Annotated in this window: 19 protein-coding genes; 10 read left to right on the top strand and 9 right to left on the bottom strand. The window is 60.8% G+C overall.

Going from position 1 to position 22411, the window contains the following annotated elements:
- Nucleotides 1-49 precede the first annotated feature (49 nt).
- The gene (locus AOA59_RS23865) at nucleotides 50-1204 is read right to left on the bottom strand and encodes a PQQ-dependent sugar dehydrogenase (protein WP_099489285.1); all 1155 of its coding nucleotides are present in this window, start codon (nucleotides 1202-1204) and stop codon (nucleotides 50-52) included.
- A 12-nt stretch (nucleotides 1205-1216) separates the two neighbouring features.
- On the bottom strand, nucleotides 1217-1534 hold the full coding sequence (locus tag AOA59_RS23870; protein ID WP_065930192.1) for a hypothetical protein: 318 nt from the start codon (nucleotides 1532-1534) through the stop codon (nucleotides 1217-1219).
- A gap of 196 nt (nucleotides 1535-1730) precedes the next feature.
- Between AOA59_RS23870 and AOA59_RS23875 the strand changes: the two genes are divergently transcribed.
- Nucleotides 1731-2585 carry a Ku protein gene (locus AOA59_RS23875; protein ID WP_065930193.1) on the top strand — a complete coding sequence of 285 codons (855 nt, stop codon included), beginning with the start codon at nucleotides 1731-1733 and terminating at the stop codon, nucleotides 2583-2585.
- Nucleotides 2586-2609: 24 nt separating this feature from the next.
- On the top strand, nucleotides 2610-5096 hold the full coding sequence (ligD, locus tag AOA59_RS23880) for a DNA ligase D (RefSeq protein WP_099489286.1): 2487 nt from the start codon (nucleotides 2610-2612) through the stop codon (nucleotides 5094-5096).
- Between the two features lie 1144 nt (nucleotides 5097-6240).
- On the opposite strand, the gene lpxO is transcribed toward ligD, so the two are convergent.
- Nucleotides 6241-7140 (bottom strand): lipid A hydroxylase LpxO, encoded by a 900-nt coding sequence (gene lpxO, locus AOA59_RS23890; protein WP_065911666.1) that lies wholly within the window; start codon nucleotides 7138-7140, stop codon nucleotides 6241-6243.
- A gap of 362 nt (nucleotides 7141-7502) precedes the next feature.
- Here lpxO and AOA59_RS23895 point away from each other — a divergent pair, with 362 nt between their 5' ends.
- Entirely contained in the window at nucleotides 7503-7889 is a 387-nt protein-coding gene (locus tag AOA59_RS23895) for a TIGR03067 domain-containing protein (RefSeq protein ID WP_099489288.1), read from the top strand.
- Nucleotides 7890-8025: 136 nt separating this feature from the next.
- Here the strand turns inward: AOA59_RS23895 and AOA59_RS23900 are convergent, their stop codons facing one another.
- A complete protein-coding gene (locus AOA59_RS23900; protein WP_099489289.1) occupies nucleotides 8026-8838 on the bottom strand; it encodes a bifunctional 2-polyprenyl-6-hydroxyphenol methylase/3-demethylubiquinol 3-O-methyltransferase UbiG in 813 nt (270 codons plus the stop codon).
- A 154-nt stretch (nucleotides 8839-8992) separates the two neighbouring features.
- Between AOA59_RS23900 and AOA59_RS23905 the strand changes: the two genes are divergently transcribed.
- The 3 genes from AOA59_RS23905 (at nucleotide 8993) to AOA59_RS23915 (ending at nucleotide 13461) form a co-directional block, all read left to right on the top strand.
- On the top strand, nucleotides 8993-10231 hold the full coding sequence (locus tag AOA59_RS23905; protein ID WP_099489290.1) for an MFS transporter: 1239 nt from the start codon (nucleotides 8993-8995) through the stop codon (nucleotides 10229-10231).
- A 142-nt stretch (nucleotides 10232-10373) separates the two neighbouring features.
- Nucleotides 10374-11960 carry an ABC-F family ATPase gene (locus tag AOA59_RS23910; protein WP_074854431.1) on the top strand — a complete coding sequence of 529 codons (1587 nt, stop codon included), beginning with the start codon at nucleotides 10374-10376 and terminating at the stop codon, nucleotides 11958-11960.
- A 325-nt stretch (nucleotides 11961-12285) separates the two neighbouring features.
- On the top strand, nucleotides 12286-13461 hold the full coding sequence (locus AOA59_RS23915; RefSeq protein ID WP_099489291.1) for an MFS transporter: 1176 nt from the start codon (nucleotides 12286-12288) through the stop codon (nucleotides 13459-13461).
- On the opposite strand, the gene AOA59_RS23920 is transcribed toward AOA59_RS23915, so the two are convergent.
- The 3 genes from AOA59_RS23920 to AOA59_RS23930 form a co-directional block, all read right to left on the bottom strand.
- On the bottom strand, nucleotides 13455-14492 hold the full coding sequence (locus tag AOA59_RS23920) for a dienelactone hydrolase (RefSeq protein ID WP_065911674.1): 1038 nt from the start codon (nucleotides 14490-14492) through the stop codon (nucleotides 13455-13457). The genes AOA59_RS23915 and AOA59_RS23920 overlap by 7 nt on opposite strands.
- Nucleotides 14493-14733: 241 nt before the next feature.
- Nucleotides 14734-15345: an FMN-dependent NADH-azoreductase gene (locus AOA59_RS23925; protein ID WP_099489292.1), complete on the bottom strand. Its 612-nt coding sequence runs from the start codon at nucleotides 15343-15345 to the stop codon at nucleotides 14734-14736.
- 129 nt (nucleotides 15346-15474) lie between these two features.
- On the bottom strand, nucleotides 15475-16401 hold the full coding sequence (locus AOA59_RS23930) for an AraC family transcriptional regulator (protein WP_099489293.1): 927 nt from the start codon (nucleotides 16399-16401) through the stop codon (nucleotides 15475-15477).
- 157 nt (nucleotides 16402-16558) lie between these two features.
- On the opposite strand from AOA59_RS23930, the gene AOA59_RS23935 reads away from it, so the two are divergent.
- The 3 genes from AOA59_RS23935 (at nucleotide 16559) to AOA59_RS23945 (ending at nucleotide 19313) form a co-directional block, all read left to right on the top strand.
- Entirely contained in the window at nucleotides 16559-17938 is a 1380-nt protein-coding gene (locus AOA59_RS23935; protein ID WP_099489294.1) for an NAD-dependent succinate-semialdehyde dehydrogenase, read from the top strand.
- A gap of 113 nt (nucleotides 17939-18051) precedes the next feature.
- On the top strand, nucleotides 18052-18960 hold the full coding sequence (locus AOA59_RS23940) for a LysR substrate-binding domain-containing protein (protein ID WP_099489295.1): 909 nt from the start codon (nucleotides 18052-18054) through the stop codon (nucleotides 18958-18960).
- Nucleotides 18957-19313 (top strand): MmcQ/YjbR family DNA-binding protein, encoded by a 357-nt coding sequence (locus AOA59_RS23945; RefSeq protein ID WP_099489296.1) that lies wholly within the window; start codon nucleotides 18957-18959, stop codon nucleotides 19311-19313. The genes AOA59_RS23940 and AOA59_RS23945 overlap by 4 nt, the downstream gene beginning before the upstream one ends.
- On the opposite strand, the gene AOA59_RS23950 is transcribed toward AOA59_RS23945, so the two are convergent.
- Nucleotides 19302-19685 carry a DUF1294 domain-containing protein gene (locus AOA59_RS23950; protein WP_099489297.1) on the bottom strand — a complete coding sequence of 128 codons (384 nt, stop codon included), beginning with the start codon at nucleotides 19683-19685 and terminating at the stop codon, nucleotides 19302-19304. The genes AOA59_RS23945 and AOA59_RS23950 overlap by 12 nt on opposite strands.
- The gene (locus AOA59_RS23955) at nucleotides 19682-20512 is read right to left on the bottom strand and encodes an undecaprenyl-diphosphate phosphatase (protein WP_099489298.1); all 831 of its coding nucleotides are present in this window, start codon (nucleotides 20510-20512) and stop codon (nucleotides 19682-19684) included. The genes AOA59_RS23950 and AOA59_RS23955 overlap by 4 nt, the downstream gene beginning before the upstream one ends.
- Nucleotides 20513-20736: 224 nt before the next feature.
- On the opposite strand from AOA59_RS23955, the gene AOA59_RS23960 reads away from it, so the two are divergent.
- A complete protein-coding gene (locus AOA59_RS23960) occupies nucleotides 20737-22371 on the top strand; it encodes a methyl-accepting chemotaxis protein (RefSeq protein WP_065911686.1) in 1635 nt (544 codons plus the stop codon).
- Nucleotides 22372-22411: the final 40 nt, after the last annotated feature.

A 22411-nucleotide genomic window follows, 5' to 3' on the forward strand; every position in this document is an offset into this window, starting at 1 on the left:
AGGCAAGCCAGCTCCCACATTGGCCTATTAAGCCTCTGTCATTCCTGATTCAGTCCTGATTCAGCCCGACGCGATACAGCACGCCGTTGTCCTCATCGGTCAGCACGTACAGGAATCCGTCCGGCCCCTGGCGCACGTCGCGAATCCGTGCCTTCAACCCGCCCAGCAAGCGTTCCTCGTGAATCACCTTATCGCCATCGAACTGCAGGCGAATCAACTCCTGGCTGGCCAATGCGCCGATAAACAGGTTGTGATCCCAGGCTTTGAAACGCTCGGCGTCGTAGAACGCCATGCCACTGATGCCGGGGGACTTTTCCCAGACGTGGTGGGGTTGCACAGTGCCCTCCACCGCCTTGCCCTGGGCTTCCGGAATCGGCGTCAGCGAATAATTGATGCCGTGGGTTGCCAGGGGCCAACCGTAGTTCTTGCCGCGCTCAATGATGTTGATTTCATCACCGCCGCGCGGGCCATGTTCATTTTCCCAGATCGTGCCGCTCCAGGGGTTCAACGCCAGCCCTTGCGGGTTGCGCTGGCCATAGGACCAGATCTCCGGGCGCACGCCCTGCTGGCCCACAAAGGGGTTGTCATCCGGCACACGGCCGTCCGGGTAAATGCGCACAACCTTGCCTTGCAACTTGTCCAGGTCCTGGGCCGTCGGCCGGTCATTGTTCTCGCCCAGGGTCACAAACAGGTAGCCATCCCGGTCGAAGGCCAAGCGCGAGCCGAAGTGATTGCCGGTCGACAGCTTGGGCTCCTGGCGCAATATCACCTTGAAGTCTTTGAGCCCGCTCAAGTCATCGGCCAAGCGCCCACGCCCCACGGCAGTGCCGGCCTTGCCACCCTCGCCGCCGCCTTCGGCATACGACAGGTAGACCAGGCGGTCCTGCTTGAAGTCGGGCGACAGCACCACATCAAGCAAACCGCCCTGCCCTTTGGCCCACACCTGCGGCACGCCGGTCAGCGGCGCGGACAGCTTGCCGTCCGGGCTGACAAAGCGCAGGTGGCCGGGGCGCTCGGTCACCAGGAAGCCTTGTTTGTCCGGCAGAAACGCCACGGCCCACGGGTGGTCGAGGCCTTTGGCAATGGGGGTGGCGGTGATGCTGCCTTGTTCGCTGGGGAACTGCTGGGCATCCGCCGCCATGACGGCCGTCGCGGGCAGCAGGGTTGCGCAAAGAGCGGCTAATAGGGTTTTACGTAGAAACATAAGACGGAGTCCTTACCGGCGATTGCCGTTGGCATCGTAAGTGGGCGCTTTGGGTGCAGTGGCAGGACGGCTCGGGGCCGCGTTACGGGTCGGGTAACGATTGCCGATACCGCCGTTTTCGACGGTGGGTGCAGGGCCGGTCGGCGCGGGTTGAACCCCACGGTTGGTGGCCGGCGCATTGGGTTGGGTGCCCTGCATGCTGTTCGGGTTGGCCCGATGGATTGGGCTGTTATTGGTGTTGTAGCTGCCGGGCAGGTTCTGCGCCTGGGCCAATGGCGCGAGGGCCAGGCCCAGCGCGACGACGGCGAGGTAACGCACACAGCTGTTCATGACAAAACCTCTTTGGGGCGAGTAGTACGTGCTTTCGATAACACGCTACGCCTTGGGTTCGGCTTTCGACATTAAATAGTTTCTCATCAGATGTAACACGATCTGTCAGCGCATCTGTCCACGCATCTGCCCGTCGAAACTTTTACGCCCGCCTGCGAGTCACCAGAACACCGACACTTCTCAAGGAACCGCAGCCATGCCAAGGGCAATCTGGAAAGGCGCCATCAGTTTCGGCTTGGTCCATATCCCGGTCTCGCTGGTCTCGGCCACGTCCTCCCAGGGCGTTGATTTTGACTGGCTGGACAAACGCAGCATGGACCCGGTGGGCTACAAGCGCATCAACAAAACCACCGGCAAGGAAGTCACCAAGGACCATATCGTCAAGGGCGTGGCCTTTGAGAAAGGCCGCTACGTGGTGCTCAGCGAAGACGAAATTCGCTCGGCCCACCCCAAGTCGACCCAGACCATCGAAATCATCGCCTTTGTCGCCGCCGACCAGATCCCGCTGCAAAACATCGATACGCCCTACTTCCTGGCCCCGGACAAACGCGGCGGCAAGGTCTACGCACTGCTGCGTGAAACCCTGAAAAAAACCGCCAAGGTCGCCCTGGCGAACGTGGTGTTGCACACCAAGCAACACCTGGCGGCGCTGATGCCGCTGGAGTCAGCGCTGGTCCTGGTGATGCTGCGCTGGCCCGCCGAAGTGCGCAGCCTCGACGAGCTGGAACTGGGCAGCGACGTGACCAAACCGAGCCTGGCCAAAGGCGAATTGGACATGGCCAAGCGCCTGGTCGAAGACATGAGCGCCGACTGGCAGCCGGACGACTACCGCGACAGCTTCCAGGAAAAGATCATGGCGCTGGTGGCGAAGAAGGCCAAGGCCGGCAAGGTTGAAGACGTTGAGAGCCAGGCCGGCAGCGAAGAACGCAAATCGGCCGATGTGATCGACCTGACCGAACTGCTCAAGCGCAGCCTGGCCGGCAAGCCCGCCGCGAAAAAGCCCGCGACCAAAAAACCGGCCGCGAAAAAAGCCAGCACAAAGGCCTCTTGAGCCCGCCATCAGCCGGAGAACGCCATGGCCAAGCCCCTGAGTGAGTACAAACGCAAACGCGACTTCGAGATCACCGCAGAACCCGCAGGCGAGGTGCCCGCCGGTAAATCCGAGGCCTCGGCGCTATCTTTCGTGATTCAAAAACACGACGCGCGCAACCTGCACTATGACTTTCGCCTGGAGCTCGATGGCGTACTCAAAAGCTGGGCCGTGCCCAAAGGCCCGAGCCTGGACCCGAGCCAGAAACGCCTGGCGGTCCACGTTGAAGACCATCCGCTGAGTTACGGCAATTTTGAAGGCAATATCGCCGCCGGGCAGTATGGCGCCGGTGATGTAATCGTGTGGGATCGCGGGGTCTGGCAACCTCACGACGATCCGCACAAGGCGTATGCGGCCGGCAAACTCAAATTCACCCTGGTCGGTGAAAAACTGTCCGGCGATTGGGCGCTGGTGCGCACCCGCCTCAAGGGCAGCGGCGACAAGGAGCAGTGGTTGCTGATCAAGGAAAAGGATCAGCAAGCCCGCCCGGCCGAAGACTACGACATCGTCAAGGCCCAGCCCAAAAGCGTGCTCAGCGACGCCACCGTGGGCAAGCCCGCGCCTGCGCCTGCACCGCGTGCAAAGCGCCAGAAAGCCAAGACCGCCCTGCCCGATCAATTCGCGCCACAACTGGCCACCCTGGTCGACCGCGCCCCGGCCGGCGACTGGCAATACGAGATCAAATTCGACGGCTACCGCATGCTGGCGCGTATCCGCGATGGCGATGTGCGCCTGTTCACCCGCAACGGTCATGATTGGACAGAGCGTTTGCCGCGCCAGGTCAAGGCGCTGCAAGCCCTCAAGCTCCAGGACAGCTGGCTGGATGGCGAAGTGGTCAGCCTCAATGCCGACGGTTTGCCGGACTTCCAGGCGCTGCAAAATGCCTTCGATATCGGCCGCAGCCTGGATATCGTCTATTACCTGTTCGACGCGCCGTTTCTACAGGGCCAGGATTTGCGCGAAGCCCCCGTGGAACAACGGCGTGCCGCGCTAAAGTCTGCGCTGTCGGGCAGCCGCAGCAAATTGCTGCGGTTTTCCGAAGCCTTCGCCGCCAACCAGCGCGACATCTTCGAAAGCGCCTGCGACCTGGCGCTTGAAGGCGTGATCGGCAAGCGCGTCGGCAGCCCTTACGTGTCCAGCCGCAGCGCCGACTGGATCAAACTCAAATGTCGCCTGCGTCAGGAATTTGTGATTGTCGGTTACACCCGCCCGCAAGGTTCGCGCACCGGCTTCGGCGCACTGCTGCTGGCGGTCAATGACGACAACGGCTTGGTGTATGCCGGGCGTGTCGGCACCGGGTTTGATCAGCACACGCTCAAAACGATCTACGCCCAGCTCACGCCTTTGGAGCGCAAGACTTCGCCGCTGCACACACCGCTGACCAGCAGCCAGGCACGCGGCGTGCACTGGGTGAAGCCCGAGTTGGTCGGCGAAGTCAATTTCGCCGAATGGACCCGCGAAGGCGTGGTACGCCAAGCCGCGTTCGTTGCGCTGCGCAGCGACAAGCCTGTGGCGCAGATCATCCATGAGCAACCGCGCGCGGCCAAATCGCTCAAGCAGGCTTCAGCGCCGAAAAAAACCGGCAATGGCGTGAACATCACCCACCCCGACCGCGTGATCGACCCACAAAGTGGCACGCAAAAGCAGCAGTTGGCAGACTTCTACGCCAGCATCAGCGATTGGATACTGCCGTTCCTGCACCACCGGCCCGTGTCGCTTCTGCGCGCGCCGGAAGGCATCGAAGGTGAGCAATTCTTCCAAAAGCATGCAGAGCGCCTGGCCATTCCCCATATCAAGCAACTGGACCAGCGCCTCGACCCCGGCCACGCACGGCTGATGGAAATCGACACCGCCAAGGCCCTGCTCGGCGCCGTGCAGATGGGCACGATCGAGCTGCACACCTGGGGCGCCACTGCCGACAAAATCGAAACCCCGGACCTGTTTGTGCTCGACCTCGACCCGGACCCCGCCCTGCCCTGGAAAAGCATGCTGGAAGCCGCGCAACTGACCTTGTCGGTGCTCGACGAGTTGGGCCTTCAAGCGTTCGTCAAAACCAGCGGCGGTAAAGGCCTGCACCTGGTCATCCCGCTGGCGCGCCGGGATGGCTGGGAGACGGTGAAGGCCTTTGCCAAGGCCATCGCACAGTTCATGGCACAGCAACTGCCCGAACGCTTTACCGCCACCAGCGGCCCGAAAAATCGCATCGGCAAGATCTTTATCGACTACCTGCGCAATGCCCGCGGCGCGAGTACGGTGGCGGCCTATTCGGTACGGGCCCGCCCGGGCCTGCCGGTCTCGGTGCCGGTGAGCCGGGAGGAATTGAACGGGTTACGCGGTGCGCAGCAGTGGACGGTGGCTAATCTGCATGAGCGTTTGGACACGCTCAAGGACGACCCTTGGGCCGGTTACGCCAACCGGCAGAAGATCAGCAAGAAGATGTGGGACAAGCTGGGGGCTGAGCCGCCGCTGTGATAGTAGTAACCACCGTACCACGTCAATATATGGGAGCTTGCTTGCCTGCGATGGCATCCACTTGGTGTACCTGAACAATGTTGCTGCGCAGGGCGGTTTTTTGGCGGTGTACATATCCGTTATTTAGGTAACGGCGGCCTATGGTTCCGCTCTTACAGCGGGTCACTTTTGCAAGGACGCAAAAGTAACCAAAAAGTCCTCGCCCCAACACTCGGTGCCTCGCTGTGGCTCGGCATGCCCGCAATCCGCCAGTGATTTGGGGGGCCGCCGCCCCGCGCCATCCATGGCGCGGGGCGGCTAAACCGGCATCCCTGCCGGTTTACCCCCCAAATCACTGTCGAATTCCGGCCATCGTGTTTGACGGGGCGATTTCAGATCAAGATCAAGATCAAAATCAAAAGCGCAGATCAAAAGACCGCTGACTTCGTCATCGAAAAGGATGTAAGGGCCGGAGCAACAGCAACAGCAACAGCAGAGCCATACTCGGTCAAAGGTGGGAGCTGGCTTGCCTGCGATGCAGGCACCTCGGTGTGTCAGGTACACCCAGGTGATGCCATCGCAGGCAAGCCAGCTCCCACAGAAAAGCAGCTATTCAGTGCATGCATATCCGCAGCCGACCTCATATTCAAAACTGCATGCGATCAACTGTGGGAGCGGGCTTGCTCGCGAATGCGGTGGGTCAGTGACAGATGAATTGACTGGCACACCGCCTTCGCGAGCAAGCCCGCTCCCACATTTAGACTGCGTTGCATCAGGTAGACAGGCTGTTGCTTTGCACTTGATCTGGCTTTTGATTCAACCACTCAGGTCGGCTTTCAGGCCGCCGTGCTCTGCTTTTGATCTTGCTTTTGATCTGAGGCGCCCCGTCAACCACGATGGCCGAACGCAGGCTTGAATCCGTGGGTAACCCGGCAGGACGCCGGGTTAGCCGCGCTGGGCCAAGGATGGCCCATCGCGGCGGCCCACGGATTCAAGCCGGAGTGAGGGCACACCGAGCATTAGCGAGGTGCCAAGTGGTGGGGCACAGACCTTTTGGTTACTTTTGGGGCGTTTGCCAAAAGTGACCCGCTGTAAGAGCGGAACCATACTCAGCCGTTACCGCAGCAACGGATATGTACCCCAAAAGACCGCCACCACAGGCAAGTCAGATCAGAATAAATATCACCGCCAACCCAGCAAAAATCGCCCACTTCTCCAGGTAATACCGCGCCCGATTACGCTTTTTCAGCTCCTTGCCACGCAAACGGATCTTGTACAACCGCGTAAACGCACGGTTCAACCCGCCCGTCTTGTCACCCTCATCATTAGGCGAACCCGCCGCCGCCATCACATTACGACTGAACCACCGGTTAAACGCTGCCGCCCAGCGGTACTTCATCGGGCGCTCAATGTCACAGAACAAGATGATGCGGTTCTGCTGCGTCGTGTTCTCAGCGTAATGAATGTAAGTCTCGTCAAACATCACCGGCTCACCGTCACGCCAGTAGTAACTCTCGCCATCCACATTGATATAGCAACCCGGATCGTTCGGCGTATCCAGCCCCAAGTGATAACGATAGGAGCCTGCATAAGGATCACGGTGACGCACCAGCTTGGAACCCGGCGGCAACTCGGCAAACATCGCCGCCTTGATCGAGCCAATACCTTGCACCAGTTCAGTGGTGCGCGGGCACAACTTCATCGCCGACGGATGACTGTCGCCGTACCACTTAAGATAAAAGCGCTTCCAGCCCGACTTGAAGAACGAGTTGAAACCCACGTCATTGTATTGGTCCGAGCGCTTGATCTCGCCCGCACGCATCAGGTTCTGGCCTTCCTGGCGGATTTCCTCCCAGTGCTCCTGCAGCGGGCTCAGGTCCGGAAAGTCGCTGGGCGACAGAAACGGACGGCTTGGCTGCTTGGAAAACAAGTAGAGGAAGCAGTTGATCGGCGCCAGGAACGTCGAGTGATCGCTAAGCTGGCGACCCAACTTGTGTCGCACTCTGCCACGCAGGTGAACATACGCAATGGAGGCAACGTAGAGAACAACAATGATGAGTTTCAAGGGATTCGTCACAAGTCAGAAGAGAACAGGCTGCTCCTGCGTGCACACAACGGCCGAGGATTAATAAGCAGCACCTGAAATCACAATTACACATTGGCGGCTGGCCGGAAAAGTCTCTTCCGGAACCAGGCCATTGGCCTTTATTTAGCCACAGTTTGTAACCAAAGGTTAACTAAGAATTGTGAAAAGCTGTCTACGCAGCGTGTAGGACGCGCAACCGCCTGTCTGGACGCAAGCCCAGTGGGGCTACTTACAGTGCAGGCGGTGGCGCTGCCAACGCAGAAAAAACTCGCCGTCCAACCAGGTTCCAGGCCCCTTTCAGTTACAATCGCGCCGATCAACCTCCCGCAAAAGGAACTTGCATGACACCTCAACCAGACCCGGACTTCACCGCGCTCCAGGGCGCCTGGGAGCAGATCTCCCTGGAAGACAGCGGCGTACACAACCCGCCCGACGCACACAGCGCGCCGGGTGCCATTACCACGATTCGTGGCGATCAGTTCGAAGTCCAAACCGTGAATGGCGACCTATTGCTGGCTGGCCGGTTTTCACTGGACAGCAGCACCACGCCCAAACGCATTACCTGGGTGGACTCCATGGGCGATGACGCCGGCAAAGCCTTACCCGCCAGCTATCGCCTAGAAGGCGACGATTTTGTGTTTATTGCAGCGGATGAAGGCATGCCCCGCCCGACCGTCTTCAGCACCGGGCCAGGGCAAACCATGCGCACCTTTGTGCGTCGCCGGTGAATCCAGGCATCCGAAACGCCGACAGGGTTTTCACACAGCCTTCACCTCCAGGCCTTTAGCGTAAGGCCACCTACTCCAGTGATTCACTTGGCCCGCCGCTACTGTCGCGGGCCTTTTTTTGGGCGCAAAAACCGCTTTAAACCGAGCGTTTGATGGCCGTCAGGGTGAAACACAACGGCAATTGAGCTCGCTGGTGTTCGTACTGGTCATACAGCTCTTCCCGGTTGGAGTGCGGGTACTCCTGCAGATGCTCGATCTGCAGGTGCGCCGCAATCGCCCCGCTGACGACGCTGCCCAGGGTATGCACGTACCAATAGGACGTCGGCCCAGGAACCTCTTTCAGCCCTTCGTAGACAATCGATTGCTGCAGCACGAACGGATCGCGTTGAAAGTACGAACTGGCGGGCAATAGCGGGTTAGCCGCCTGCGGGTCGAAGACTTCCAGGAAAGGATGAGTCTCATAGATCACCAGGGTGCCGCCGGGCTTGAGGGTGCTGGCCACATGCTGCATGAACAGCGCCACATCCGGCATCCAGCCGAGTACGCCAATGGTGACCAAGGCAATATCAAACCGGCCAAGCAGTTGCTCAGGCAGGTGATGGATATCGGCTTCGATGAACTGCGGGTCATGCGGGGAAACATCCGCCAACGCCCGAGCTTGCGCCAGGAAGGCTGCCGATTGATCGACGCCCACCACCTCGCGCGCCCCCAGGCCAAACAACGACAGGCTTTCACGCCCGTTGTTACAGCCGATCTGCACCGCCGCCTTGCCGGCAACGCCGACGGTTTGCAACAGCGCGGTAATGGTGGGGTCGAGGCACGAAAAAGTCGGTTCAGCGACGGATTGCAGCAGTGTGTTCCAGGTCGCGGTGCCTTTGTGCAGCGCGGCAGAGGCGTCCCAGGCGGCCTTGTTACTGGCGATCGCCTGTTGAGCTGAGGGCATGTCCATTGCGTCTCCAAAGAGTTATTTCAGCGGGCTACGAAAAATAATCCAAATACCCGCCAGATAAAACCCTCAGCAGCCGCGAAACTTCTGTTCAGGCCCATGGGTCACTAACCCAACGAGTGTCCAGCCCCTGAACACCCTTTGCGAAGACAACGCCGTGGCCAATCACTCTGACCTGCGTAATACCTTGTCCCTGGACAGCCTCAACTTTTTCCTGGCGGATGTGCGCGACGGCCTCGGGCCCTACCTGGCGATTTACCTGCTGGCCGTGCACCAATGGGACCCGGCCAGCATCGGCGTGGTCATGACCCTGGCGGGCATCGCCGCACTGGTCACCCAAGGCCCGGCGGGCGCGCTGATCGACCGCACACGCAGCAAGCGCGCCGTGATCGCCGTGGCTGCCATCCTGGTAACCGCCAGTTGCGTGCTGCTGCCGTTTGTCAGCACCTTCAGTTGGGTGGCCCTGACCCAGGCTGCCAGCGCCGTGGCCGCCTCGGTGTTTGCCCCGGCCATATCCGCCATTTCCCTCGGGATTACCGGACCCCGCGCCTTCACCCGGCGTACGGGGCGCAATGAAACCTTCAACCACGCCGGCAATGCCGTGGCCGCGCTGCTGGCCGGCGGCCTGGCGTACCTGTATGGCCCGGTGGTGGTGTTTTACCTGATGGCTTGTATGGCGCTGGCCAGTATCGTGGCCGTGAGCTGCGTGTCGGCCAAGGCGATTGACCATGAAGTCGCCAGGGGCTTTGACCCGGCCCACCACAGCGATCACGAACAACCGTCCGGCGTGAAAGTGCTGCTGGCCAACCGGCCGCTGCTGATATTCGCCATCTGCTGCGCCCTCTTCCACCTGGCCAATGCGGCGATGCTGCCGTTGGTCAGCCAGAAGCTCGCGCAGATCAACCTGCAGATGGCCACGCCGCTGACCTCGGCGTGCATCGTCGCCGCGCAACTGGTGATGGTGCCGATGGCCTGGCTGGTCGGGCTCAAGGCCGATGTGTGGGGGCGCAAACCGTTGCTGCTCGCAGGTTTCCTGATCCTGCCGCTGCGCGGCGTGCTCTACACCTTGTCCAGTGATCCATACTGGCTGGTGGCGGTGCAGATGCTCGACGGCATCGGCGCGGGGATCTTTGGCGCGCTGTTCCCGGTGATCGTCAAGGACCTGACCCAGGGCACCGGGCGTTTTAATGTGAGCCTCGGCGCGTTGTCCACGGTGTTTGGCCTGGGTGCGGCGTTGAGTAGCAGCCTGGCCGGTTTCGTCGTACAACAAGCCGGCTACAACGCGGCATTCCTGACCCTGGCCGGCGTGGCCGCGGCAGCCTTGGCGCTGTTATGGCTGGCGATGCCGGAGACCTTGGAAAAACCATCGTTCGCCTGCCATACAACTGTCGCCTGACATATGCGACAATGCGCGCCAAATTCCAACACACAGCCAAAATATTCTGCTCAGCGACCGGGTTTCGCGCCTTGATGTCGCTGTTGACGCATGCCTGAAGGCTCCTGCCGCCACGCTCGCAACTCATTGATAGGTAAAGTAATTGATCTCCACAGCTAACATCACCATGCAGTTCGGCGCCAAGCCGCTCTTCGAGAACGTCTCGGTCAAATTCGGCGCCGGCAACCGTTATGGTTTGATCGGTGCCAACGGTTGCGGCAAGTCGACCTTCATGAAAATCCTCGGCGGCGACCTCGAGCCGTCCGGCGGCCAGGTCATGCTGGAGCCGAACGTGCGCCTGGGTAAACTGCGCCAGGACCAGTTCGCCTACGAAGAATTCACCGTGCTCGACACCGTGATCATGGGCCACGAAGAGCTGTGGCGGGTCAAGGCTGAGCGTGACCGCATCTACTCGCTGCCGGAAATGAGCGAAGAAGACGGCATGGCCGTTGCCGAGCTGGAAACCGAATTCGCCGAAATGGACGGCTACACCGCCGAATCCCGTGCCGGTGAACTGCTGCTGGGCCTGGGTATCCCGCTGGAACAACACTTCGGCCCGATGAGCGAAGTCTCCCCAGGCTGGAAACTGCGGGTATTGCTGGCCCAAGCGCTGTTCTCCGACCCTGAAGTGCTGTTGCTCGACGAACCGACCAACCACTTGGACATCAACACCATCCGCTGGCTGGAAAACATCCTGACCCAGCGCTCCAGCCTGATGATCATCATCTCTCACGACCGTCACTTCCTGAACAGCGTGTGCACCCACATGGCTGACCTGGACTACGGCGAGCTGCGCCTGTTCCCGGGCAACTACGACGAGTACATGACCGTGGCGACCCAGTCCCGCGAGCAACTGCTGTCGGACAACGCCAAGAAGAAGGCGCAGATCTCCGAACTGCAATCCTTCGTCAGCCGCTTCTCGGCCAACGCCTCGAAAGCCAAACAAGCCACCTCCCGTGCCAAGGCGATCGACAAGATCCAGCTGGCCGAGGTCAAGCCATCGAGCCGTGTGAGCCCGTTCATCCGTTTCGAGCAGAACAAGAAGCTGCACCGCCAGGCTGTGATGGTCGAAAAAATGGCCAAGGGCTTCGACGGCAAGCCGCTGTTCAAGGACTTCAGCTTCCAGGTTGAAGCCGGCGAGCGCGTGGCGATCATTGGCCCGAACGGTATCGGCAAGACCACCCTGCTGCGCACTCTGGTCAACGAACTGACCCCGGACGCCGGCAGCATCAAGTGGACCGACGCCGCGGAGCTGGGCTACTACGCCCAGGACCACGCCCATGACTTCGAAGACGACGTGACCCTGTTCGACTGGATGGGCCAGTGGACCCAAGGCGAGCAGATGATCCGTGGCACCCTGGGCCGCATGCTGTTCTCCAACGACGAGATCCAGAAGTCGGTGAAGGTAATTTCCGGTGGTGAGCAAGGCCGCATGCTGTTCGGCAAGCTGATCCTGCAAAAGCCGAACGTGCTGATCATGGACGAACCGACCAACCACTTGGACATGGAATCCATCGAAGCGCTGAACCTGGCGCTGGAAAACTACCCGGGCACGCTGATCTTCGTCAGCCACGACCGTGAGTTCGTATCGTCCCTGGCCACCCGCATCATCGAGTTGAGCGCCACCGGCGTGATCGACTTCAGCGGCACCTACGACGACTACCTGCGCAGCCAGGGCGTGGTGTTCTAAGCACCCGCTGTGGCAGGCCGGCTTACTGTTGCAGACCCGCTTCCCGTGGCAGGCTTGCTTGTTGTGGCGAGCAGGCTTGCCCTGCGCTGGGCTGCGAAGCGGCCCCAATAAAAAACACCGCGTTCTGCCAGGCAAAACGCGGTGTTTGGTTTTAGGGCCGCTTCGCAGCCCAGCGCAGGGCAAGCCTGCTCGCCACATCGAGACTGTTCACCACAATAGACCGGCTTATGACGACGGGCCTCTTCAGCAAAACCCGTTAGCCAGCTTCCTTTTCCCCCACGCCCTTGCCATCATGCCCTCACCGCCCGCCCGCGAATGAGTGACCATGCCTGCCGCCGCCCCCAGTTCCCTGTCGATCACCCTGCAGATCGTCTCCATCGTCTTCTACACCTTTATTGCCTTTATCTGCATCGGCCTGCCGATCGCGGTGATACCCGGCTATGTGCATGAACAACTGGGCTTCAGCGCCGTAGTCGCCGGGGTCACCATCGGCGCGCAATACCTGGCCACCCTGCTCAGCCGGCCGATGGCGGGGAGGATGTCGGACAATGTGGGCACCAAACGCGCGATTGTGCTGGGTTTGGCGGGCATCCTGGTCAGCGGCGTGCTGACGTTTTTTGCCCCCTTGCTTGAAAGCATGCCCGCCGTGAGCCTTGGGGTGTTGATCGTCGGCAGGCTGCTGCTCGGCGTGGCCCAAGGCCTGATCGGCGTTGGCACCATCAGTTGGTGCATGGGCGCGGTCGGTGCCGAACACACGGGGCGCTCGATCTCCTGGAACGGTATCGCGTCCTACGGCGCCATTGCCATAGGCGCGCCGCTGGGCGTGGTGATGGTGGCCGATTATGGCTACAACAGTCTCGGTATCGCGCTGTCGGTGCTGGCCGCTTTGGGCCTGGTGTTGATCCGCAATAAACCCTCAGTACCGGTGGTGCGTGGCGAACGCTTGCCGTTCTGGGCGGTGTTCGGGCGCATTGCGCCGTTTGGCGCCAGCTTGTGCCTGGCGTCGATCGGCTACGGCACGCTGACCACCTTTATCACCCTGTATTACCTCAACCGTGGCTGGGCCGGTGCGGCGTACTGCCTGACGGTGTTCGGCGTGTGTTTTATCTTGTCGCGCCTGGTGTTTATCTCGGCCATTAGCCGCTTCGGCGGGTTCACTGCGGCGATTGCCTGCATGACCATCGAAACCGTCGGCCTGACCCTGTTGTGGCTGGCGCCGTCCACCGGTGTGGCGCTGATCGGCGCCGGCCTCACCGGCTTCGGCTTGTCGCTGGTGTACCCGGCGCTGGGCGTGGAAGCCATCAAGCAGGTGCCCAACAGCAGCCGTGGTGCGGGGCTGAGTGCGTATGCGGTGTTTTTTGACCTGGCCCTGGCGATTGCCGGGCCATTGATGGGCGCCGTGGCGCTGAACCTCGGCTATGGCTGGATCTTCTTCTGCGCTGCGCTGCTGTCGGTCACGGCGCTGTGCCTGACCGTGCAGCTCAAGCGCCGCGCTTACTGATCAGCAGTCTGCAAACCGGCGCGGGTCGACTGACCCAAAGTGTGCACGAAAAAGCGCCCCGCTTCCGAGATCAGGTCGCGGTGAATGCCTTCGCGGTCGACACCGTCGGCATCCGTGCAAATCGCCGGCATGGCCAGCAGTTGGTCGCTGTCACACGGTGCCATGAACACAAAGTGCCCGGCCCCGGCCAATAGTTTGAAATCCGGCGGTTGCGGCAGTTTGCGCGCCAGGGCGGCGGCGTTCTTGTCCACGGCCACCAGCTTGTCGCCGTCGCCGCTGTAGAGCAGCACCGGCACGTGCACATCGGCCAGGGTGTGGCGGCCGAACATCAGACTCAGCGGCGCCATCAGCATCAAGGCATGAATACGTGGGTCGGCTTGCGGCTGCAGGTCTTCGCGGTCGACCACCAGCTCACCTTTGGTGGTGCAGGCATCACGGTCTTCCGGGCGTTCCTGGCAATAACGGCGCAGGCGGTCGAAATCCGGCTTGGCCCCGGCCAGGATCAGCGCGGTTTCACCGCCGGCTGAGTACCCGATGACGCCCACCTGGTCGATATTGACGAACGGCGACAGCATCGTATCCCCGAGCGTGGCGGTAATCGCTGCGGAAATCTGGATCGGCCGCCCGTACAGGTTGCTCACCGTGCCCAGGCGGCTGTGATCCTTGTAGTTGTCACCAGGATGCAAAACGGCCACCACCACAAACCCCTTGCGTGCCAGTGAAGTGGCCAGGTCGTGCAGCGCCAGCGGTGTACCGGTGTTGCCATGGGACAGCATCAGCATCGGGAAACGCCCGATAGCGACTTTGGAATCCTGGGTGGCGGCCACGTGGTAAGGGCCTAATTGCGTGGAATGTTCATCGTCGGTGGACGGGTAGAACGCGATGGCGTTCATCGGCTGCTGATCCAGCGGGTCGAGAAAACTCATGCGATGAAAGCCCACACTCCAATGCGGGTGCGGCGCCGGGGCGGCGTGCACTGAAATCAGGCCGCCGAACAGGGAAAGAACCAAAACAGCACAAAGACGCATCATGGGGATGTCCACCTTTGCTGCGCGACCACGTTCAACACCCGCGGCATGTCGGTTTGAAAAGTCCATGGGCCAAGGCACTCGCTGCGGGTGATAAACCCATGTGTGCATAACCTGGGCCAAAGTAATGACAGCGGGCAAACGAAAAAACTCCGTACTCCGGTCGCGTTCAGGCGATCAGAATACAGAGTTTAGGCGCCCCGGTTCAGATTGGAACCGAACAGAGGCGAACTTTACACAAGCCTTACGCGGCGGCGAACAATTGTTCGTTGATTACGACGTTGGCATCGCTCAAGGCTTTGCTGCGAACTTCTTCACCGTAGGCCAGGCCCTGGGCGCGGACAAATTCGATATCCGTGATGCCCAGGAAGCCAAATACCAGTTTCAAGTAGTCCTCGTGGCCCACATTGCTTGCCTGGCCCGCGTGCAGACCGCCAGCGGTGGAAACAATGATCAGCTTCTTGCCGCCGCACAGGCCTTCAGGGCCGGCTTCGGTGTAACGGAAGGTTTGGCCGGCCACCGCAATACGGTCGATCCAGGCCTTGAGCTGGGACGGCACCGAAAAGTTGTACATCGGCGCACCGATGACTACAGCGTCAGCGGCGATGAATTCAGCCAGGGACGTGGCGCTCAGTTCAGCCTCGTGTTTTTGGACGGCGTCGCGCAATTCGGCAGCGGTGCCCAGGGCGCCCAGGGTCAGGCCGGAAAAGTGGCTGATACCTTCGGCAGCCAGGTCACGATAGGTCACTTCCACACCCGACTCAGCCGCTTGCCAGGCCTTGACCACACCAGCGCTGAGCTGACGGGAAGCCGAGTTGTCGCCGAGGATGCTGGAATCGATATGCAACAGTTTCATGCGGGTTCTCCAAGTGAGGATCGCGGCTGGGCGATCGAATGAGGTTAATCCTACACATGAACCCAATAGTCGATTAGACGGCACAAATGTGATTGTTTGTCCTGCCAGCAGGACAATCGACCCAAATACTCAATGCGACGACACATAAATAGACGTCGACGCGGGCGCCGGCAGCGCATAGGTGCGCTTCATCCACTGAATCTCTTGCTGGGGCGTGCGCCCGAACAAGCGCTTGAACTCTCGGCTGAACTGCGAAGCGCTTTCATAGCCCACCTGAACGCTCGCCGTGGCGGCGCTGATGTCGTTGCGCAGCATCAACAAGCGCGCCTGGTGCAGGCGCGTGGACTTGAGGTATTGCATCGGCGAGGTGTCGGTGACGGTGCGAAAGTGCGCATGAAAACTCGGTACGCTCATCATCGCCTCCTGCGCCAGCACTTCCACGTCCAGGTGCTGGTGGTAAAACCCATGAATCTTGCGAATCGCCCGCGCCACCTTGCCGAACTGGCCCTGGCGGTTAAGCGCGGCACGCATCGACCCGCCCTGCTCGCCCGTGAGGATGCGGTAGTAGAGCTCGCGCATCAGCGCGGGGCCGAGGACCTGTGCCTCCATCGGCGCACTCATGGCTTCGAGAAACCGCAGCAGCGACTCACTGAGTTTGTCGTCCATGGGCGAGGAATACATGCCGCGCGGCTTGGCTTCGCGCAACTCGGGAAACCCATCCAACGCCAACATCAATTCGGCGGCAAGGGTGAAATCCAGGCGCACGTACACCGCCAGCATCGGCTCTGCTTCGCTGGCCTCGGTTTCCATGGTGAACGGCACCGGCACCGACACCACCAGGTAATGCTGGGCGTCGTACAGGTAAACCTCTTCGCCCAGATAACCGCGCTTGCGCCCCTGGCAGACAATCACAATGCCTGGGTCATACAACACCGGCACGCGGTGCAGCGGCTGATTTGAGCGAAGAAAGCGCACGTCCTCCAGAGCGCTCAGGTTATAGCCTTCGACAGGCGCCAAGCGGCCCATCAGCTCGATGATTCGTTGGGTGCGGCCCATGGCACGTGGTTCCTGGCGAAAACAGCACGGTACTGCGCAAATACCGCCATGGCTATGCACTCATAGGAATAGGCAATCAGCACATTGGAATGGATATTCGCTCAAGCCGCCGTGTTCCGTAGCCTGAACCTGCACTTTCAGCCTTCGGAGTTTGCCCATGCTTATCGTCTACAACCCCGCCACCGGTGAAGAAATCGACCGTGTGGCCAAGCACACCTCAGCCCAGGTCAAGGCTGCCGTTGACCGCACCTGCGCGGCCTTTCCCGATTGGTCCGGCAAACTCGCCAAGGAGCGCAGCGACATTCTGCGGCGCTGGCACGACAGCGTTAAGGCCGACAAGGAAGCCTTCGCCGAACTGCTCTGCCGTGAAAACGGCAAGTGCCTGAGCGAAGCCCGAGGTGAAATCGACTACGGCCTGGGCTTTATCGAGTGGTACGCCGAAGAGGCCAAACGCGTCTACGGCGACACCATTCCCACCCACGACCGCAATGCCAATGTAGTGGTGACCAAAGAAGCCATCGGCCCGGTCGCAGCCATCACGCCGTGGAACTTCCCGTTCATGATGATCACCCGCAAAGTCGCCACAGCCCTGGCCGCCGGCTGCACCATGGTGATCAAACCCGCCGAAGACACGCCGCTCACCGCCCTCAAGCTGCTGGACTACGCCCGCAGGGCCGGTATCGAAGCCGGCGTGCTTGAAGTAGTGGTGGGTGACCCGCAGGAAATCGGCCTGATCTTTACCTGCGACCCACGCATCCGCAAGATCTCGTTTACCGGCTCCACCGGCGTGGGCAAATTGCTCGCATCGCAATGCGCGGCAACCATCAAGAAGATGACCCTGGAACTGGGCGGCAACGCGCCGTTTATTGTATTTGCGGACGCCAACCTGGATGCGGCGGTACAAGGATTGGTCAGCGCCAAACTGCGCAACTCGGGCCAGGTGTGCATCTCGCCGAACCGGATCTTTGTGCAGCACAGCATTTTCGAAGCTTTTATGGAACGCGTGAAGGCTGCGGTCGCCAACATCGAAGTGGACCAAGGCCTGCGCGAAGGCTTTGTGGTCGGGCCGCTTGTCAATCAACTGGGCTTCGACAAAGTCGTGCGTCTGGTCGAGGACGCCAGGGCGGCGGGCGCCAAGGTGCTGATGGGCGGCAAACCCCACGCCAAGGGCGGGCTGTTCTATGAACCGACCGTATTGACCGGCTTGCAGGACGATTCACCACTGGCCACCGAAGAGATTTTCGGCCCGGTGTTCGCCCTCTATTCGTTCAAGGATGAAGAAGAGGTCATCGCCCGCGCCAACCAGACCGAGTTCGGCCTGGTGGCCTACGCCTACACCAGCGCACTCGGCAGATCGTTGCGCCTGTCACGTCAATTGGAGGCTGGCATGGTGATCCTCAACTCGGGCTCAGTGGGCACGGCGTCGGTTCCGTTTGGTGGCATCAAGCAGTCCGGCTATGGGCGTGAAGGCAGCTATTACGGGATCGAGGAGTACGTACATGTGAAGTATGTGTTGATGGCGGGGGCGCAGTTCTAAGCCCTCTGCCCCTCCAAAAGCCAGTGCCTGCAAGGTGCTGGTTTTTTTTCAGGCTGGATTTGTGCAGGCCAGGCGCGGATAGTTCGTCCCACTGACAGGACAATAGGTTGACCATGCAAGACCTCAACGACCTCTACTATTTCGCCAAAGTCGTCGAAGCCGGCGGCTTTGCGGCGGCCGGCCGGCTGCTGGGGATTCCCAAGTCACGGCTGTCACGACGCATTGCCGAACTGGAAGAACGCCTCGGCGCGCGCCTGTTGCAGCGCACCACGCGGCAATTGACCCTCACCGCCGTCGGCGAGCGCTACCTGCGCCATTGCCAGGCGATGCTGCTGGAGGCGGAAATGGCCGACGAGGCCGTGGCCAGCATGTCCAGCGAACCGCGCGGGCGCCTGCGGGTGAGTTGCCCGGTGGGCATGGCCCAACACATGTTGCCGGGGATGGTTGCCGGCTTTCTCGCCGCTCACCCACTGGTGCAGCTTGAGATGATGTTGGTCAACCGACGCGTCGACCTGGTGGCTGAAGGCATCGACGTGGCCCTGCGCGTGCGCGAACTGGGCGATGAAGACCCGTTGCTGGTGACCAAGCGCCTGCGCCAGGCCCAGACCGTGTTGGTGGCCAGCCCACAGTTCCTGCAAGGCAAGCAAATCAAGACCCCGGACGATCTCAAGCAATTGCAGGTACTCGCTGCGCTTGAGGCCGATCGCCTGGTGCACTTGCGCTTGATCGACCCGCAGGGCAATACCGAAAACTTATCCATGGAAGCGCGCCTGGGCATCGATGATTTCATTGTGCGCAAAGCCTGCGCCTTGCAGGGCCTGGGCTTTACCCTGCTGCCGATGATGTATTGCGAAGAAGAATTGGCCAGCGGCCAATTGGTACAGTTGCTGCCGCAATGGTCTTCGCCGGGCGGCTGGCTGCAGGCGGTCTACCCGCATCGCCGTGGTGTTTTACCGGCGATTCGGGCCTGGATCGACTATCTGGAAGAAGCCTTCAAAGGTTGCGGAGACCGTTTGCTATGAAGATGAGCGAAGCACAAGTCGCGGCGTTCTGCCTGGGCCTGCCCGGCGCACGTGAAGACTACAAATGGGGCGGCGTGCGCGTGTTCTCGATTGCCGGCAACAAAATGTTCGCCGTGCAGAACCTGCGCGGTGACTCGCTGGCGTTCAAGGTCGACAAGGAACTGTTCCTGGGCCATGTGGACCGCCCCGGCATCCACCCGGCGCCCTACCTGGCGCGGGCGCAGTGGGTGATCATGAACACGCCCTACCCGCTCGGCGCCGAGGAACTGCGTGGCCTGTTGCAGCGCTCGCACCAACTGGTGGTGAGCAAGCTGCCCAAGCGCACACAGATTGGCTTGTTGCTAGAGGACTGACAGCAGCGTGCCGCCGAGGAACAACTGGTCGAGCCAGAACACCTCGTGCAGCAACACAATCACCCAGAACAGCACCTGATACGACACCTTGCGCGTCTTGTGGCGAAACACCTGTTGGGCAATCAACGCCCCGGGCCAACCACCGGCCAGTTCCACGGCATGCAGGATATTTTCGCGCACGCGCGGGCCTTCGGTTTGGGCCTTGCGTTTGTCGCCCCAGTACAGGAAAAACGCCACCACGCTGACCACGCCATAGGCGGCCAGCGGAATCAGCGTTTCGCCGCGATACCACAGCAGCGCCGAGCCGATCAGTGGCGCGGCGCACAGCAACACAAAAATCAGCGCCTTCAGGCGCGGGTATTGAATGCTCATGGCTTGACCGCCGTCCAGTCGATCCAGCCGAATTGCCAGGTGGCCAGGATCACCAGGCCGAACGCGATCCGATACCAGGCAAACGCCGCGTAACTGTGGCTGGCGATGAACTTGAGCAACGCCTTGACCGCTATCATCGCGAAGATGAACGAGGTGACAAAGCCGATGGCAAACACCGGCAAGTCATCGGGCTGGAACAGGTGACGGTATTTGTAGCCCGAATACACGGCCGCACCGACCATGGTCGGCATGGCCAGGAAGAACGAGAACTCGGTGGCGGTTTTACGCGACAGGCCGAACAACAGGCCGCCGATAATGGTCGCGCCCGAGCGCGAAGTGCCCGGAATCATCGCCAGGCACTGGGCCACACCGACCTTGAGCGCGTCTTTCCAGGTAATCTCATCCACCGTTTCAGCGTGCACCGCATGTTGGCGACGCTCGGCCCACAGCATGATCACCCCGCCCACTACCAACGCGGTGGCCACCGTGATCGGGTTAAACAGGTAATGCTTGATCAGGTCGGCAAAAATCCCCCCCAGCCCCACCGCCGGCAGCACCGCAATGATCAGGTTGACGGTAAAGCGCTGGGCCTTGGGCTGGGTCGGCAAGCCCATCACCACGTCGAGGATCTTGCGCCGAAACGCCCAGACCACCGCGAGGATCGCGCCCAGTTGGATAATGATGTTGAACGCTTCAAAGCGTTCGCCGCCGAAGCCGATCAGGTCGGCGACGATGATCTGGTGCCCGGTGCTGGAGATCGGCAGGAACTCGGTCAGCCCCTCCACCACGCCAAGAATCAATGCCTGTATGGCGGTCCAAAAATCCATGTATCCCCCAAAGGTCATGCGCTGCGGCACGCCTTGTCTGTCTTTTTAATGTTCACTGACCACGTGCAATCGTGATGCGCTGCGGATTTTCACCAGCCGTGCGCAAAAATTTCGTGAAAAATCAGGGAGTACTCAGGTTTTTCGGTTACAGGCCGAAAGCCTATCAGACAAGATGGAATTGTCGATGCAGCACACAATTATAAAAAGCACGGAGTGACAGGACGATGAACAGTTTGCGCAGCATGTCGATCAGCCGCCGTCTTTGGCTGATCCTGATAGTCGCCGTGTTGATGCTGCTGACCCTCGGGTTGCTGATGCTCAAGCAGATCCATGGCGACCTCTACCAGGCAAAACGCCAGCAGACCCAGCACGTGGTGCAAACCGCCAGCGGCGTGCTGGCTTACTATCAAAACCTTGAAAAAACCGGCGTACTGACCCGCGAGGCCGCGCAACAGCAAGCCCTCAGCGCAGTCCGCGGCCTGCGCTACGACCACGATGATTACTTCTGGATCAACGACCTGACGCCCGTGATGATCATGCACGCGGCCAACCCCAAGCTCGACGGCCAGAACCTCTCGGCCATCCGCGACCCGGACGGTTTTGCGGTGTTCAATGAATTTGTGCTCCTGGCCAAGGCCAAGGGCGCCGGGATCGTCAACTATCGCTGGCCCAAACCGGGCGCCGACGCGCCAGTGGAGAAAACCTCGTACATCCAACTGTTCGAGCCGTGGGGCTGGATTATCGGTTCCGGCGTGTATGTGGATGATGTGCAGGCTGAATTCAACGGCCAGGTTTGGAAAGCCTCGCTGATCGGCCTGGGCATTGCGCTGGTGATGGCGCTGCTGGTGATCCTGATCGCGCGCAGCATCGTGCACCCATTGCAGGCGGCAGTGAACGCCATGGGCAATATTGCCAGCGGCGAAAGCGACCTGACCCGCACCCTCGACACCCACGGGCGCGACGAGGTCACTCAACTGTCGCTGCACTTCAATAGCTTCACCGCCAAGCTGCGCCAGGTGGTCGGCCAATTGCAGGCGTGTGCCAACGCGCTGGGCCAGTCGTCCACGGAGCTGGGCACCAATGCCAGCCAGGCCCACGACCGCAGCCAGCAACAGTCCCAGCAGATGGAGCTGGTGGCCACGGCGATCAATGAAGTGACCTATGGCGTGCAGGACGTGGCAAAAAACGCCGAGCATGCCGCCAGCGAAATGCGCGACGCCCAGGCCCAGGCGCAGCAGGGCCAGGTGAATATCGACGGCAGCCTGCAACAGATCGACCAGCTCTCCAGCACCATCAGCCAGGCCGTGGAGGTGATCCGCACGCTCTCCAGTGAAAGCACACAGATTGGTGGCGTGCTGGAAGTGATCCGTTCAATTGCCGACCAGACCAACTTGCTCGCGCTCAACGCCGCCATCGAGGCGGCGCGTGCCGGTGAGCAAGGCCGTGGGTTTGCCGTGGTCGCCGATGAAGTGCGGCTGCTGGCCCAGCGCACGCAAAAATCCACGGCCGAAATCCAGGTGATGATCGAGCGCCTGCAAGGTCATTCGGAAGCGGCGGTTAAAGTGATCAGCGACAGCCACAGCGCCTCGCAATTGACCATCGAACAAGCGGGCCAGGCGGGTGCGAGCCTCACCGCCATCGGCCAGGCGTTGCGCAACCTCAACGGGCTGAATGCCTCGATTGCCAGCGCGACCTTGCAACAGGCGCATGTGGTGGAGGACATCAACCAGAACGTCACCCAGGCGGCAGGCTTGTCCCACAGCACGGCCCTGGCGGCAGAGCAATCCAGCGTGGCGAGTGCGCATTTGCGCGGGTTGAGTGAGCAGCTTGAGGGGTTGTTGCGCCAGTTCAAGATCTAGTACTCATGATCGTTCCCACGCTCCGCGTGGGAACGAGCAT

Source organism: Pseudomonas sp. 2822-15, assembly GCF_002742515.1.
Lineage (GTDB): Bacteria > Pseudomonadota > Gammaproteobacteria > Pseudomonadales > Pseudomonadaceae > Aquipseudomonas > Aquipseudomonas salomonii.